At 72.8% G+C, this 13,134-nt stretch carries 15 protein-coding genes; 9 read left to right on the top strand and 6 right to left on the bottom strand.

The window, feature by feature from the left end:
- Positions 1–15 precede the first annotated feature (15 nt).
- The 4 genes from ACFVYI_RS24285 (at position 16) to ACFVYI_RS24270 (ending at position 2,154) form a co-directional block, all read left to right on the top strand.
- The gene (locus tag ACFVYI_RS24285; protein WP_387889101.1) at positions 16–717 is read left to right on the top strand and encodes a 2-phosphosulfolactate phosphatase; all 702 of its coding nucleotides are present in this window, start codon (positions 16–18) and stop codon (positions 715–717) included.
- A gap of 173 nt (positions 718–890) precedes the next feature.
- Positions 891–1,430: a hypothetical protein gene (locus ACFVYI_RS24280; protein ID WP_387889061.1), complete on the top strand. Its 540-nt coding sequence runs from the start codon at positions 891–893 to the stop codon at positions 1,428–1,430.
- Positions 1,431–1,654: 224 nt separating this feature from the next.
- Positions 1,655–1,903, top strand: a complete 249-nt coding sequence (locus ACFVYI_RS24275; protein ID WP_387889059.1) for a hypothetical protein — start codon at positions 1,655–1,657, stop codon at positions 1,901–1,903.
- Positions 1,900–2,154, top strand: coding sequence for a hypothetical protein (locus tag ACFVYI_RS24270; RefSeq protein ID WP_387889056.1), 255 nt, complete (start codon positions 1,900–1,902; stop codon positions 2,152–2,154). Before ACFVYI_RS24275 ends, ACFVYI_RS24270 begins: the two co-directional genes overlap by 4 nt.
- A gap of 37 nt (positions 2,155–2,191) precedes the next feature.
- Here the strand turns inward: ACFVYI_RS24270 and ACFVYI_RS24265 are convergent, their stop codons facing one another.
- The 4 genes from ACFVYI_RS24265 to ACFVYI_RS24250 all read right to left on the bottom strand — a co-directional run bounded on the left by ACFVYI_RS24265 (position 2,192) and on the right by ACFVYI_RS24250 (position 5,881).
- A complete protein-coding gene (locus ACFVYI_RS24265; RefSeq protein WP_387889054.1) occupies positions 2,192–2,845 on the bottom strand; it encodes a TOPRIM nucleotidyl transferase/hydrolase domain-containing protein in 654 nt (217 codons plus the stop codon).
- A 109-nt stretch (positions 2,846–2,954) separates the two neighbouring features.
- Positions 2,955–3,620, bottom strand: coding sequence for a hypothetical protein (locus ACFVYI_RS24260; protein WP_387889052.1), 666 nt, complete (start codon positions 3,618–3,620; stop codon positions 2,955–2,957).
- Between the two features lie 268 nt (positions 3,621–3,888).
- Positions 3,889–4,629, bottom strand: a complete 741-nt coding sequence (locus ACFVYI_RS24255; protein ID WP_387889050.1) for a class I SAM-dependent methyltransferase — start codon at positions 4,627–4,629, stop codon at positions 3,889–3,891.
- A 247-nt stretch (positions 4,630–4,876) separates the two neighbouring features.
- A complete protein-coding gene (locus tag ACFVYI_RS24250; protein ID WP_387889047.1) occupies positions 4,877–5,881 on the bottom strand; it encodes a phospholipase in 1,005 nt (334 codons plus the stop codon).
- An 836-nt stretch (positions 5,882–6,717) separates the two neighbouring features.
- Between ACFVYI_RS24250 and ACFVYI_RS24245 the strand changes: the two genes are divergently transcribed.
- Complete coding sequence (locus tag ACFVYI_RS24245) at positions 6,718–7,347, top strand: RNA polymerase sigma factor (protein ID WP_387889044.1); 630 nt, start codon at positions 6,718–6,720, stop codon at positions 7,345–7,347.
- Complete coding sequence (locus ACFVYI_RS24240) at positions 7,344–8,396, top strand: CU044_5270 family protein (protein WP_387889041.1); 1,053 nt, start codon at positions 7,344–7,346, stop codon at positions 8,394–8,396. The genes ACFVYI_RS24245 and ACFVYI_RS24240 overlap by 4 nt, the downstream gene beginning before the upstream one ends.
- Before the next feature lie 147 nt (positions 8,397–8,543).
- On the opposite strand, the gene ACFVYI_RS24235 is transcribed toward ACFVYI_RS24240, so the two are convergent.
- A complete protein-coding gene (locus ACFVYI_RS24235; RefSeq protein WP_387889038.1) occupies positions 8,544–8,903 on the bottom strand; it encodes a hypothetical protein in 360 nt (119 codons plus the stop codon).
- Positions 8,904–9,562: 659 nt separating this feature from the next.
- Here ACFVYI_RS24235 and ACFVYI_RS24230 point away from each other — a divergent pair.
- Both ACFVYI_RS24230 and ACFVYI_RS24225 read left to right on the top strand, forming a co-directional pair.
- Positions 9,563–10,807 (top strand): cytochrome P450, encoded by a 1,245-nt coding sequence (locus tag ACFVYI_RS24230; RefSeq protein ID WP_387889036.1) that lies wholly within the window; start codon positions 9,563–9,565, stop codon positions 10,805–10,807.
- A gap of 226 nt (positions 10,808–11,033) precedes the next feature.
- Positions 11,034–11,471 carry a glutaredoxin domain-containing protein gene (locus tag ACFVYI_RS24225; RefSeq protein ID WP_387889034.1) on the top strand — a complete coding sequence of 146 codons (438 nt, stop codon included), beginning with the start codon at positions 11,034–11,036 and terminating at the stop codon, positions 11,469–11,471.
- A gap of 73 nt (positions 11,472–11,544) precedes the next feature.
- Here ACFVYI_RS24225 and ACFVYI_RS24220 read toward each other — a convergent pair whose 3' ends face one another.
- Positions 11,545–11,844, bottom strand: coding sequence for a DUF4193 domain-containing protein (locus tag ACFVYI_RS24220; protein WP_387889031.1), 300 nt, complete (start codon positions 11,842–11,844; stop codon positions 11,545–11,547).
- Positions 11,845–12,271: 427 nt separating this feature from the next.
- Here ACFVYI_RS24220 and ACFVYI_RS24215 point away from each other — a divergent pair, with 427 nt between their 5' ends.
- Positions 12,272–13,060 carry an RDD family protein gene (locus ACFVYI_RS24215; protein WP_387889028.1) on the top strand — a complete coding sequence of 263 codons (789 nt, stop codon included), beginning with the start codon at positions 12,272–12,274 and terminating at the stop codon, positions 13,058–13,060.
- Positions 13,061–13,134: the final 74 nt, after the last annotated feature.

Below are 13,134 nucleotides of genomic sequence, written 5' to 3'. Positions count from 1 at the left end.
GCGATCATGACCGGAATGGACACCCGTTTTCTTGGCATCCCCGAGCTGGTCGACGTTCCGTCCGTGGCGGTCGTGGTCGACGTCATGCGTGCCTGCACCGTGGCCGCCTGGGCCTTCGCCCGGGGGGCGGAGAAGATCGTTCTTGCCGAGTCGCTGGATGAAGCCCTGGCGCTGAAGGCCCGCCACCCGGACTGGGTGGCGCTCAAGGACGGGCCGTCCGCGCCCGGGTTCGACCTGGTCAACTCGCCGGGCCTGCTCCGGTCCGTCGACCTCGGCGGGCGGACCGTCGTGCAGAAGACCACGGCCGGAACGGTCGGAGCCCTCGCGGTCAAGGAGGCGTCGCTGGTGCTGTGTGCCGGCTTCGTGGTGGCGGAGGCGACGGCTCGGCTCCTGCGGACGCGCGGGAGTGCCGGTGTCACGTTCGTGGTCACCGGCGAGGACGGGCAGGCCGACGAAGACCTGGCGTGCGCTCAGTACATCGCCCGGAGGGCCACCGAGGCCGCGACGGATCCTGCCGAGTTCCTTCGTCGCGCCGCCGAGTCGCGCGCCGCGACCGAACTGGCGGAGGGGGTGCGCCAAGGAGTCCATCCCGATGACGTTGCGCTCTGTCTTGAGGTCGACCGGTTCCCCTTCGCCATGGTGGCGACCTCGGAAGGCCCGCTCATGGTCCTGCGCCCGCACGCGGTGCCTTCGCCGGCCGACGAGGACCCGGTCTGACAGCTGGTGAGCCCCTCTTCCGGATACGAGAGCGAGGGCGCTGCCGGGTCCGCCGTGGCAACGGCCCGCCCGAGGCGAGATCACACGGCCAAGCAAGAGATCACGACAGCCGACGACACTCAGCCGGCCGGGATGCGCTGCGATGACGTGACCGACCGAACCAGGGGGGCAGTGTGAGCCGACGACCACTGTTGTTCCTGGACATCGACGGGCCGCTGAACCCGTACGCGACGCCGTCCGGCACGTGCCCCGACGACTACACCGCCGTCCACCTGCCGCCCGAGGCGCGCCGCCCCTCCGCCGTCGGAAGCCCGCGGTCCTACGTGCGGCCGGAGACGGTGTGGCTCAACCCCGCCCACGGGAAGGCTCTGCTGTCCCTCGGATTCGAACTGTGCTGGGCCAGCGCTTGGATGAGCGACGCGAACCGGTGGATCGGCCCCGTCCTCGGCCTCCCGCCTCTGCCGTTCGTGGACTTCGGTGACGCCCTGATGCGCGAGCGCCCGGACGGAGTCCACTGGAAGTCGACGCCACTCGTCGCCCGCGCCGACGGCCGGCCCTTCGTCTGGGTGGACGACGAGCAGACCGATGCGGACCACGCTCACATCGCCGCCGCCCACCTCGGCCGGGCCTTGCTGCACCACGTCAATCCACGCATCGGCCTGCGCCACCCGGACTTCACCGCGATGGCCGGCTTCGCCGCCTCCCTCGAATGAGCACCTTCAGGGTGAAGCGGCTCGCCGAACCGGGAGCCCCGGACCGAAGCGCGGTCCGACTCCCCGCCCACCACCCTCCCCGCCGCTGACCGGCTCGATCCCGGGGCTGCCGGGCCGCCGTTTGTCGGTTCCCCGGGGCGCGGCGGCACCTCCGGCAGGGTCGGCCGGGGGCGGGTTGGCCGAGTGCCGCTGCCCGGACGCCGTGGCTGGCTATCGTGGTGGGTATGTCCACCATGGTCGAGCTGCCTGAGCAGCTGGAGGAAGCCGTTCGTGCGGCCGCCGCTGAGGCGGGGCTGAGCGTCAACGAGTACATCGCGCGTGTTCTGACCGCTGATCAGGCCGCCGCTGCCGGAACGGCGGCCGAGCGGGTGGCCCGCGCCCACGCGCTTGCCGCGGCCGCCTTCCACCGGTGGGTCGCCGGCGGGTGCGGCGAGGACGGGGCGATGGGCATGGACGAGGTGTTCGGTCCGTGAGCGGTGCCAGGTTCCCGGCCCGGTTCGCGCGTGAGGTCGGCCTGGTCGTGCGCGAGCTCGACCCGCAGGTGGGCAAGAGTCTGCGCGGGGCGCTGGAGCAGGCCGAGGCCGACCCGTGGTCATGGCCGCAGGCCGACCGCTACGACCTCGACGGCTCGGTCCGCGTGATCACGGTCGACCGGGCGATCGTCCACTACGCCGTCCTGCCGGAGCCCCCGCACCTCTGGGTGTTCGCCATCGCGCTGATCTGAGGAAGCATCATTCGGCGGCTCCGGCCTGCCGGCCCCGTCAGCCCCGGGCGGAGTCCGGCGACCGGCGCTCCGGTCGCAGGTGTGCGAGCAGGTCGTGGAGGGGCGCGGGTACCCGTTCGGATTCGAGGGCCTCGGCCAGGAGGTGGCCGTAGCGGATCTTGCGGCCCTTCTTCGTGCCGAGGAAGCGCCGCATCTGTTGGTGCGGGGGCCGGCCTCGGTGCGCGGGTTGGTGAACGAAGGTCTGCCAGGCGGCGAGGTCGCCCTCGGCCCGGACGATCTCCTCGACCCGTGCCACGCCCAGCGCGCGGATGAGTTCGTCCTCCAGGTCCGCCGCACACACGAAGAACCCCTCCCGCGGCGCGCCGGCCCTCTCAAGACCGCGGTCGTAGAAGCGCTGCTCGCCCTCGTCGCACAGCCCGGCGAGGCGCAGGCCCAACCCCGGGGGCCCGAGGAGGCTGACGTAGCGGCCGACGTTCATCGCCCCGCCCATGGACAGGACGCACACCCCTTCGGCGGCGAGGTCGCGGTCGTGCCGCGCGGCCAGCGCCTCGACGGCCGCGACGTCGCTCGGCCCTTCCAGCAGTACCGCGGTCCGCACGCGCAGGTGCGCGGCCAGCTCATTCGCCGGCCCGCCGGGGCTGCCCGCCGCCCATTCGGTGACCGCATCCCGGAACGCTCGCATGTCCGTCATGGGAGGATCCTGCTCCGGTTCGGCCCCGCGCCGCACGGAATTCTCCGAAAGCTCCTGGCCTCCCGGCGGGCGGACCGTCGGGAGGCCGTGAGGGCGAGTGGTGGGCGGGTCAGGCGTCCGGGTCCGTACCCTGCTGGACCCGCTTGATCCGCTCCGCCTGGAGCGCGGTGAACTGCTGCAGCGTCCTGTGGTCGCGCTCGTCCTCGTCGAGCTCGATCAGGACGACGACGGTGCCGACCCGCAAGGCCATGGCCGAGGCGACGACCCCGCCCGCGGAGTCGCTCGACTCGGCGGGCCGCTCGAAGCCCTGTGACTGTTCGGCGGCCGCCTTGACGTTGATCCGGCGGACCTTGTCGTCGTCCTTCTCCAGCGACGACACCATCGCGTCGAAGGCGGGCCCGGCGTTCTCCACGCTGTCGAAGGTCAGCAGGGTGAAGCGGATGTCGTTGTCGGTGTTGGCAGCCAACTCGTACCGGACGGTGCCGCCCAGTTGGAGACCGGAGCAGCTGATCACCAGCTTCTTCCGGCAGGTGCTGGACGCCTCGGCCTGCTCGATGACCTGCGGCGGCTTCGCGCCGGAGGCGAGCCGCCACCCCGTGGGGAGCGTGGCCTGGCCGGGCAGCGCGTCCCGCACCTGGTCCGGCTCGGACAGCACCACCCCGGCCCGGAACGCCGCCCCGCCGCCGTCGGAACTGCACGCGCCCGTCCCCAGGGCGAGTGCGGCGACCGCCCCCGCCAGTGCGAGATTGCGCCCGTGCCGCTTCGGCCTGTCCATCGTGGTGCCCCCGTTTCGTTCTTCACCTCGAAGATCAGCAGCGGACATCAAACCACATGATCGGCCGGTGATTCTGACGGATCATCCGTGCCCGGTCGTGGCCGGAGATCCGGCCGGAAGGACGCCGACGTGCGCCCGCTCCGGGCTGCGATGACGGTCCGAAGCCTGGCGGCCCACCGCCTGACGGCCCAGCCTCCTTGAGTCCGGAGTCTGACGGCCCACCGCCTGGCGGCCCGTCCCCGGCAGGACCGGGGACGGGCCGCTCGGGTCAGGCGCGGCAGCGCAGCATCGTCAGCGGGGGATTGGCGGCGTAGTCGTCCCAGAACTCCTTGCCGTACTCGCGCACGCCGGCGGCGGAGATCTCCAGGGGAACCCAGGTCACCTCGCTGAACCCCGCCGCCCGCAGACACTTCTCGTAGACCTCGCGGCTGGGCGGGTTCGCGACGAACGAGATCGGCGGGTCGAGGAGCGCGGTGATCCTCACCCGCGGCCCGATCTCGGTCTCCTCGCCGAGCGATTCGCACAGGAAGCCGTACTTGGCCAGGGACGGCCCGTCGAAGCGGAAGTCCGGGTTCTGCGCGAAGGCGAAGAACTCGGCCCCGTCCGCGATGCTGCGGTGGATGGTGCGACACATCCGCTCGATGGTGGCGACGTCCTCGGCGTAGTTGAACAGCTGGACCGCGACAGCGATGTCGAAGCGCTGCTCGAAGGTGCGCAACTCGGCGACGTCGCCGATCTCGTAGTGCACGCCCAGCGGGTCGCCGTCCTCCAGCGCCTGCGCCGCCTCGACCATCGCGGAGGAGATGTCGACGCCGAGGACGTGGGATGCGCCGCGTCGCTTGAACTCCCGGCTGTAGAAGCCGGTTCCGGAGGCCAGGTCGAGGACCGACCTGCCGGTCACGTCACCGACGAGGGCGAGGAAGCCGGGTACCTCCGCGTAGCGCGCGAGGGGGAGGGTCTTGAAGCCCTCGAACGCCTCGCCGATCTCGTCGTACAGCTGACCACTCATCGTGCTGTTCCCCCTACTGTCCTTGGCGTCGGCCTTCGGAACAGGCCGCGGCCCTGGCGGGAAGTCTCCCTCTCGCCGGCGGGGGCGTCGTACTGGTGGAAGCCACAAACCTGCTGCGGCTGCCGGATGGTGTGACTCTGACGTTCGTATCGATCGTCGTCCCGGTGTCGGAGGTGTCGACGGTGTGGGTACCCGGTCGTCAGGAGGGACGCGGAGCGGTACGGACCCCGTGGCCGGGGCGGTTGCCCTACCTGAACAGGCGGTCGCCGCTGGTGGCCATGCGATGGGTGGCGCCGTGGCGGCCCACCCAGTCACGGACGAGGTTGACGGCGTTGGCGCACTGCCAGCCGTTGTCGTACTCGCGCACTCCGGTGAAGCTGCCGTAGCCCGCGATGATGCCGTCCACGCGCGCGTCGCCCAGCAGCTTGTCGACGTACCACGGATCGTTGTACGTGGTCGTCCAGGACAGGGTGGCCGCGAGCCGGCCCGCGGCACGGTCCCCGGCGCCCTTCTTCAGTTCCGCGCACGTGTTGTACGTGGGTTCCGTGCAGTTGCCGAATCCCTTGGTGATGTCGCTGTCGCCGTAGTCCATCGCCCGGTGACCGGCCGGGATCGCGGCACCGGAGCGGTCGAAGGCGCTTCGGACCTGATCGCGGGTCCCGGTCGTGGTGATGCCCTCCAGGCTGCCGAGCCTGCCTTCCAGACTCTTCCAGCCCCGGCCGCCGATGTCCGGGGTGCTGCCGCCGTGGTACTCGTAGAAGCCGTAGAGCACCTGGATCCCGGCAGCGGTCAGCCGCTGCGCCTTGTCGCGCAGTCCGGCGACGCTGCACCCGCGGTTCTGCTCCTCCCCGCAGTAGTTCGGGTCCTTGATGTCCAGCCAGACCAGTGCCAGCCGGCGCCCGGAGTTGGCGTTGGCGACGATGCGGTCGATCATGCTGTCGAAGCTGGGGCCCAGCCGGTTGTCACCGGCCGAGGAGCAGTCGTGATAGGCCCGCCACTCGTTCGGGTTCCACCATGCACAGACATCGATCTCGATGCTGTTGGCGCCATGGGTGAGCGCGGCGTCCACGCCCTCCAGGGTGTCGACCCGGTGCGCGATGGCGTAGATCGGTTGACGCTGGTCGGCTGCCGCCGCCGGGGCCGTGGCGGGTGCGGTCGTGGCCGGTGCGGCCCCGGCGGGTACGGCCGTGGCGACCAGCGCGGCTGCGGCCGCGGCGATGACGCCGAGGGATCGGCGAATGGGCAGACGCATGTGTTCTCTCTTCTTTCCGCACGGGATCCGATCCCGTTTCCGTCACGGGGACCCGGTCGATCGTCGCGCGCATGACAATGAAATCGGGAGAGTGTTCTCGGCCAACTTCGTACACCAATGGGCCGTACCGGAACCAATGGCGTGGATGATCGGCCGTAGCGCCGGCAGCCGGAGGGAACGCCACCCCTCGGCGCAGGATCCGGCGGCCGGTGGCCCGGTCGACGGCCCCGGCCGCCCGAGATCCTCCCGGCGGTGGGCGAACCGGTGTCGTGACATGTCTGCGTCTGAAAAAGACCAGGTCGCAGGCCTTTTCACAGCGGCCTGGGCGGGTCTAGCATTCCGGTCACAGCAGCCCCACCACCCCCTTTGACGGGCTGCTGAGCAGCACGGCCGCTCCCCCCGGCGGCCGAGCCTCCCACGGCCGGGACCGGGGATCCTCCTGCCCCGAGTCCCGGCCGCTGCCACGCCTCGACGGAGCGCCCGGCGCATTCGCGGCCCGGGCGCCTATCGCGGACCTCGACGAACTCGAACGAACCCGGAGTACCCGACGAACTCGACGGACGCGAGAACGTCGAGCAATGCCGGGGACGGTTCGTGTTTCGGCGGCACCGCCGACGGCTCGCCGGGGGTCGCCGTTCCGGAGGTCGCCCTCCCGGCGGTGTGTAGCTTGGGGGCTCCCGGCCCCGGCGGCCTGCGGACGCCCCCGGGCCACCGCTGCCCGACGGCCCCGGCCCGCCTCGGGTCCTCCGCAGGGAACCGCCGTGCCGGCGGCCGGACCGCGCGGCGTGTGAGGGGGATCACGGGGAACCCGGTGGGGCGTGCGGACAGGGAACGGCATGGAACAGTCACAACGGGCGCGGTTGCGCGCCGGGGACCGCAATGCCATGGGGGAGCTCTTCGACGCGCACGCCCAGGCCGTCTACGCGTACGCGCTGCGGACCCTGGGGGACCGGGCGGGGGCCGAGGACGTGGTGTCGATGACCTTCCTGGAGGTCTGGCGGCTGCGCGCGAAGCTGCACGAGGGCGACGAAGGCCTGCGGCCCTGGGTGTTCGGGATCGCCACCAACGTGCTGCGCAACACCGCGCGGGCGGCCAGGCGGCACCGGGCGGCCTTGGAGCGGCTCGGCGAGCGGGAGCCGGTGGAGGACTTCGCGGAGGAACTGGTCGCCCGCATCGACGCCGGCGCGGAGCTGGCGGCGGTGCGGCGCGCGCTGCCGGAGCTGCGGCGGAGCGAGCGCGAGGTGTTCAGGCTCTGCGTCTGGGTGGGGCTCGACTACGCGTCGGCCGCCGAGGCTCTCGGCATCCCCGTCGGGACCGTGCGCTCCCGCCTCTCGCGGGCTCGTGCCCGACTGCGTTCGCTCGCCGAGAAGGACTTGATGGAACGTCGGGAACCCGCTGCCGTTCCCGGACAGGTAGGGGAGAGCGGCTTTCGTGCCGCCCGGTCGATGCAGGGGGAGATCCGATGAACGACACACCCGAGATGCTCACCGCCGACCGCCACCGGTTCTTGAGGGAGCACCTGATGAGTGAGATCGCCGCAGAGACGTCGGCGCCGCGGTCGCGGCGGAGGAAGGTCTGGTGGATCGCCCCGCCGCTGGCGATCGCCGCGGTGGCCGCCGTGACCGTGGCCGGTCCGGGACGCCACGACGACGGCCACGCCCCGGCCGCCCCCGCCGCCTCGGCGAGCGCGGCACCGACGGCACCGACGGTGTCGGCCACGCCCGTGCCGGAGCCGACGGATGCCGCCGGTCTGCTGGGCCGGGCCGCGAAGGCCGTCGCGAGCCGTCCGGACCCGGGCGCAGGGAACGCCCAGTTCACCTACCAGCGGCAGATCACGGACGGGGCGCGCGAGTCGAAGCGCGAGCGGACCACCTGGATGCCGGTCGACGGCCGGTCCAGCGGCCTGATCGTGGACCCGACGATGTTCGGCGCGGACGGCAATGGTCGGGTCACCTGGCCCGCGTTGCTGGGGACCGCCACCGGTGCGCCGACGAAGGCGGATCTCCACAGGCCGACCTACGAGTTCGTCGCCTCGCTGCCCACCGATCCGCAGCAGCTCCTGGAGCTGCTCCTCGCGGCGGACCGGTCCAAGGAGGTGGTCGGTGTGCCGGTGACGAAGGAGCTGCGCTACCAGCTCGCGTTCGGGAACGTCCAGATGATCTTCCAGAACGTGAGTGCGCCCCCGGCCGTCGCGGGAGCGTTGATGGAGGCGGCCGCGAAGATCCCGGGGACCGCGGTGGTGGCCGACGAGGTGGACGCGGCGGGACGCCACGGCGTCGCGCTGGTCGGTACCAACGGCACCCTGCGGGTGTCGCTCGTCTTCGACACGGGGACGGGCGCGTTCCTCGGCGTGCGGCAGGTGTTGCTCACGGACCTCCCGCCCGGCGGGCCCGACGGTCTCCCGCCCGTGGGCAGCCCGCCCCCGGGTGCCGGGAACGGAAAGGGCTACGACTTCGCCACGGCCGTCCTGCAGACGGGCATCGTCGACCGCCCGGGGGACGAGCCCAAGAGCTGAGCCCGCCCCGTTTTGACAGGCCCGCACCCGCCGCCCCGGTCCGGCCACGCGGGTGCGGGCCTGCGCGGTCGGATCCGCTCCGATGAGCGCCGGTGTCTCCGGGCGGGAGAGCCGTTCCTACCACCCGTCAGGAGACCGGGCGGCTGCTCAGGGTGCTGCGGTCTCCGCCGCCTGGGCGCCGCGCGTGCGGTCGTCCGGGGCGGGCTCGGCGGCGGCGGGCTCGGCGGCGGTGGGCGCCCCGGTCCGTCGCGCGGTCCGGCAGGTGCTGCACGCGTGCCAGTGCGATCGAAGTACCGGCTCGTCGGTGTCGGCGAGCCGGTACGGGGCGAGGGTCATCTCGCCGGTGTCCAGGCCGCACAGGGTGAGGGGGCCGCAGGCGCCCGACGGTTCCGTGGGGGCGGCGTGCACGCGGCGCACCGGGTTCTCCGGGTCCGCCGGCAGGTGGTCGGGTCCGAGAATCCGAATATTGGTCGGGATGTCCAGCTCAAGAACGACGACGGTGTCCATCTCCTCAACGTGGCCGCCGGATCGCTCCGCCGCACCCGCACGGTGGCATCCGGACCAACCTCCACGGGCCGCGACCTGCCGGGCGGGTGGCGGATCAGGCCCGCCGGTGCCCTGGACGTCGCGGGCCGGACCGTGCGCGGTTCGGCCCGTCCGACACGTCGCCGCCCCGGAGGTCGCCTCCTCGCCCGGCGGACGCCGCAGCGCACCCCTGGCCGGTGCGGGTGCGGCCTTCGCCTCCCGTCCGGGTCGCCCGCCGTCGGTACGAGACGGCCTGCCCGACCCCGCCGTTCCGGGGGGCGGACCGTCGTGCAGCCGGACGAGGCCGGCTCCGCGCGAACGTCCAGGGCGGGTCACGCCGTTGCGGCGGACGGTCCGGCCCTCGCGCGTGGACTCCGGCCCTCGAACCCGGACTCCGGGCCCGGCCCGGCGCGGGACGTGCCGCCGGGCAGGGCGACGAAGGAGCAGGTGGGCCCGGCCGGCGGAGACCGGCCGGGCCCACCCGGCCGCGCCGAAGCGGACCGGTCCTGGGCAGAGCGGGCGGGCGGGCCGCCGTTGACGGCTGCGCCCCGTCCCCCTACAACGAACACGTGGACCCTGGCACGGCAGGCCGGGGCCGGTGACGCCGCCCGGGCGCCCCAGGAATCCCGAGGAGCGGACCCGTGACTCCAGATGAGATCGGCTGCCCCGTACTCGACATGGCCGCCAGGGCCCCGCACCGGCAGAACGCCCGGCTGCGCTCCGCCGGGCCCGCCGTGCGGGTCGAACTCCCCGGCGGCATCATCGCCTGGTCCGTCACCCGGACCGAGGTGATCCGGGCCCTGGCCGGCGATCCCCGGGTCTCGCGGGACCCGCGCAAGCACTGGCCCGGCCTGGCCGACGTGCCCGAGGGGTGGCCACTGGCGCCGCTGGCGCTGCAGCAGACCTTCTTCAACCTCTACGGGAGCGAACACCGCGCGGCACGGCGGCGGATGACGCCCTCGTTCGCGCCCCGCCGGGTGAGCGCGCTGCGCCCCGGGATCGAGGCGACGGCCGCCGGCCTGGTCGGTGCGATCGGCCGACTCGGCCCGGGCGAAGCCGTCGACATCCGCCGGGCGCTGTCACTCCCGCTGACGATGACGGTGGTCTGCGACCTCTTCGGGGTGCCCGCCGCCATGCGGCTGCCGCTCGGCAAGGCGATGGACACCCTGCTGATCACGGCGTCGACGCCCGAGCAGATGCAGAGCGCCCAGCTGGAGATCAACGCGCTGCTGACCCGACTACTGCACCTCAAGCGCAGCGAGCCCGGGCCGGACCTCGCCAGCGACGTGGCCGCCGTCAGCACCGGCGGTGACGCGGAGCCCACCGAGGAACAGTCCCGCGACACCCTCTTCATGATGATCGGCGCCGGCTACGAGACCGCCGTCAACCTGATCACCAGCGCCGTCCAGGCCCTGCTGACCCACCCCCGGTACCTCGCCCTGGTCCGCGACGGGGACCTCGGGTGGGAGGACGTCATCGAGGAGACGCTGCGTCACGAGGGCCCGGTGATGCACCTCCCGCTGCGCTACCCGCTGGAGGACATCGAGCTCGGCGAGGGCGTCGTCATCCGACGGGGCGAGCCGATCCTGCTGGCCTTCGGTGCCGCCGGCCGCGACCCGGAGGTCCACCCGGACCGGCCGGACGACTTCGACCCGACGCGCCCCGTCAAGGACCACCTGGCCTTCGGCCACGGCCCGCACTTCTGCCTCGGCGCCCCGCTGGCCCGCCTGGAGGCCGAAGTGGCCCTGGCAGGATTCTTCAGCGCGCACCCGGACGCCGTCCTGGCCCCGGACGGCCCGCCTCCCGTGCGGCTGCGGTCCGCCGTGGTCAACGGCCCGGCCGAACTCTGGGTCGTCCCGACCCCCGCCTCGACCACCGGCATGTGACGGTCGGTTCCGGCAGCCGCCCGCCGGAACCGACCGTGGTGTTCTCCCGTTTCGACCGTCCCTGATCCCGTGGGCGACCGTCCTCGATCCCGGGGGGGGCGACCATCCTCGACCCCGACGTGACGGACGGGTGACCCCGTGCGTGCCGGACCGGGCGGTCGGCCGGAGCCGGTCGGTGGTGGCCCGGTGCGCGGGAACGTCCGGCTCGTCGCTAGCCTTCGTCCTCATGATGCGCGCCTGGGTCCTGCCGATACTGCTGGTGCTGTGCGGTTCCGTCGTCGGGGCGGGGCTGATCCTCAGGGGAGACCCCGGTACAGCCGCGGTCCTCCTGCCGGCCTTCGTCCTGCTCGCGGCCGTGAACTCACCCCTGCTCTTCCCGAGGTCGCTCGGTGCGCCGGAGGCACAGCGGCGCAGCGCGGTCGACGGCCGGCCGGTGGTCCTCTGGCGGCCGGGCTGCAAGTACTGCATCCGCCTGCGCCTGCGGCTGGGTCGTCGCGCCCGCGAGGTGTACTGGGTCGACATCTGGCGTGACCCGGCCGGCGCCGCGCTGGTGCGGGCGGCCAACGGCGGCGACGAGACCGTGCCGACGGTCCTCGTGGCGGGCCGGCCGCACGTGAACCCCGATCCGGCCTGGGTGCGTGAACAGCTCACACCCACCGCGTGAGCGTGGCGCCGCACGTCGGCGCGGCGCCATCGAGGTTCCCGCGCCGACGCCGGCGGGGGCGGTCCGCCGCCGGTCAGTCGCAGTCGAGGCAGATGGGCTGGCCGTTCTTCATGCGCGAGAGGCGGCTGCGATGGTGGACGAGGAAGCAGTTCACGCAGGTGAATTCGTCGGACTGCATGGGCTGCACGGTGACCGTGAGTTCCTCGCCCGAGAGGTCGGCGCCGGGCAGCTCCACGCCGTCAGCCGATTCGAGCTGGTCGACGGCGTCGATGGCGGAGGAGGAGGTGTCGGTGCGCCGGGTCTTCAGCTCCTCGATGCTGTCGTGCGACCCGTCGTCGTCGGTCTTGCGGGGGGCGTCATAGTCGGTTGCCACAGCTGGTCCCTTGTCGTCGTGGTTGAAGTTTACGTCGTGTGCGACGTGCCTGGTGGTGGCTGCGATGGTCCGAGGGCAGGGGGTGTTCCCCGGCTGTCGGGAGGCCGTCGGCCTGGTGGGGCGGAACGGAGAGGTGCGAGGACGATCGGGGCGGTCGAGGTGCGGGACGGTGATGGCAGGCGGTACCACGCGCGTCCGATGCGGTTGTCGATCATGCCATGAAGTCCGCCCGCTTCCTGCCGCCGCGCTCTCGTCCGGCCACGTCGTCCCGGGGCCGACTCCGCCCGTCCGCGGTCTGCCGGGTCCGGGGCCGGTCCCTGGACGGCGTGGCCGCGCTGTTCACGTAACGGTTGGCCTCAAGCACTTCCTAAACGATCGTCGGAGCCACTAGACCCGAGGGACAAGCCGCGACGAGACGAGCAGGACGATGACGAACCCACCCCCCGGCTACGGCCACCCCTCGGACCAGAACCCCTACGACAAGCAGCCTCCGCAGGCCCAGCCGGGCTACGGCGTCCCGCAGGGCCCGTACGACCCGCAGCCGGGCGTCGGCTACCCGCCGCAGGCCGAGTACCCGCAGGGCGGTCCCGGCCACCCGCCGGCCGGTCACCCCCAGGGTGCCCCAGGGTACCCGCCGCCCGGGTATCCGCAGCCCGGATACCCGCAGGGTGCCCCAGGGTACCCGCAGCCCGGCTACCCCCAGGGCGCCCCCGGCTTCCCGCAGGGTGACGGGCAGCTTCCGCCGTGGCTGGGCCCGGCAGGCCCGGCAGGCCCGTACGGCCCGCCGCCGCCGGGCAGCCGCACCCTGGCCGCTCCCGCCGACCGGTTCCTGGCCCGGCTGATCGACTTCGGTGTGCTGCTGATTCCGTTGATCGTGATCCAGCTCACCGTCGCGAGCGCGATCGGCTCGATCCTGGGCGCGGTCATCGGGGCCGTGGTCGTCTTCGGCTACGAGGCGGTGATGATGCTCGGCCAGGGCCAGCAGTCCGTCGGCAAGAAGGTGATGAAGCTGCGGGTGGTCTCGGCGCTGCACGGCGGGCGTCCCGCCGACAACGACCTCTGGGCCCGCAGTGCGGTCTACGGGCTGCCCCAGGCGGTCTACTGCATCGGCTCGCTGTTCTCCCTGGTGAACGTTTTGTCGCTGCTCTGGGACAAGCCGTTGCAGCAGTGCTTCCACGACAAGGCGGCCAAGACCGTGGTGGTCAAGGAGGCCTGAGCGGTGGCCGGTTGCCCCGGCGGCTTCGACGGAGCCCGGTCGCCCCGACCGCCCTCGGTGGGGCCGGGCTCCGC

The organism is Kitasatospora sp. NPDC058218 (assembly GCF_042882445.1).
Classification (GTDB): domain Bacteria; phylum Actinomycetota; class Actinomycetes; order Streptomycetales; family Streptomycetaceae; genus Kitasatospora.
This window is presented reverse-complemented; position numbering and strand designations above follow the sequence as displayed.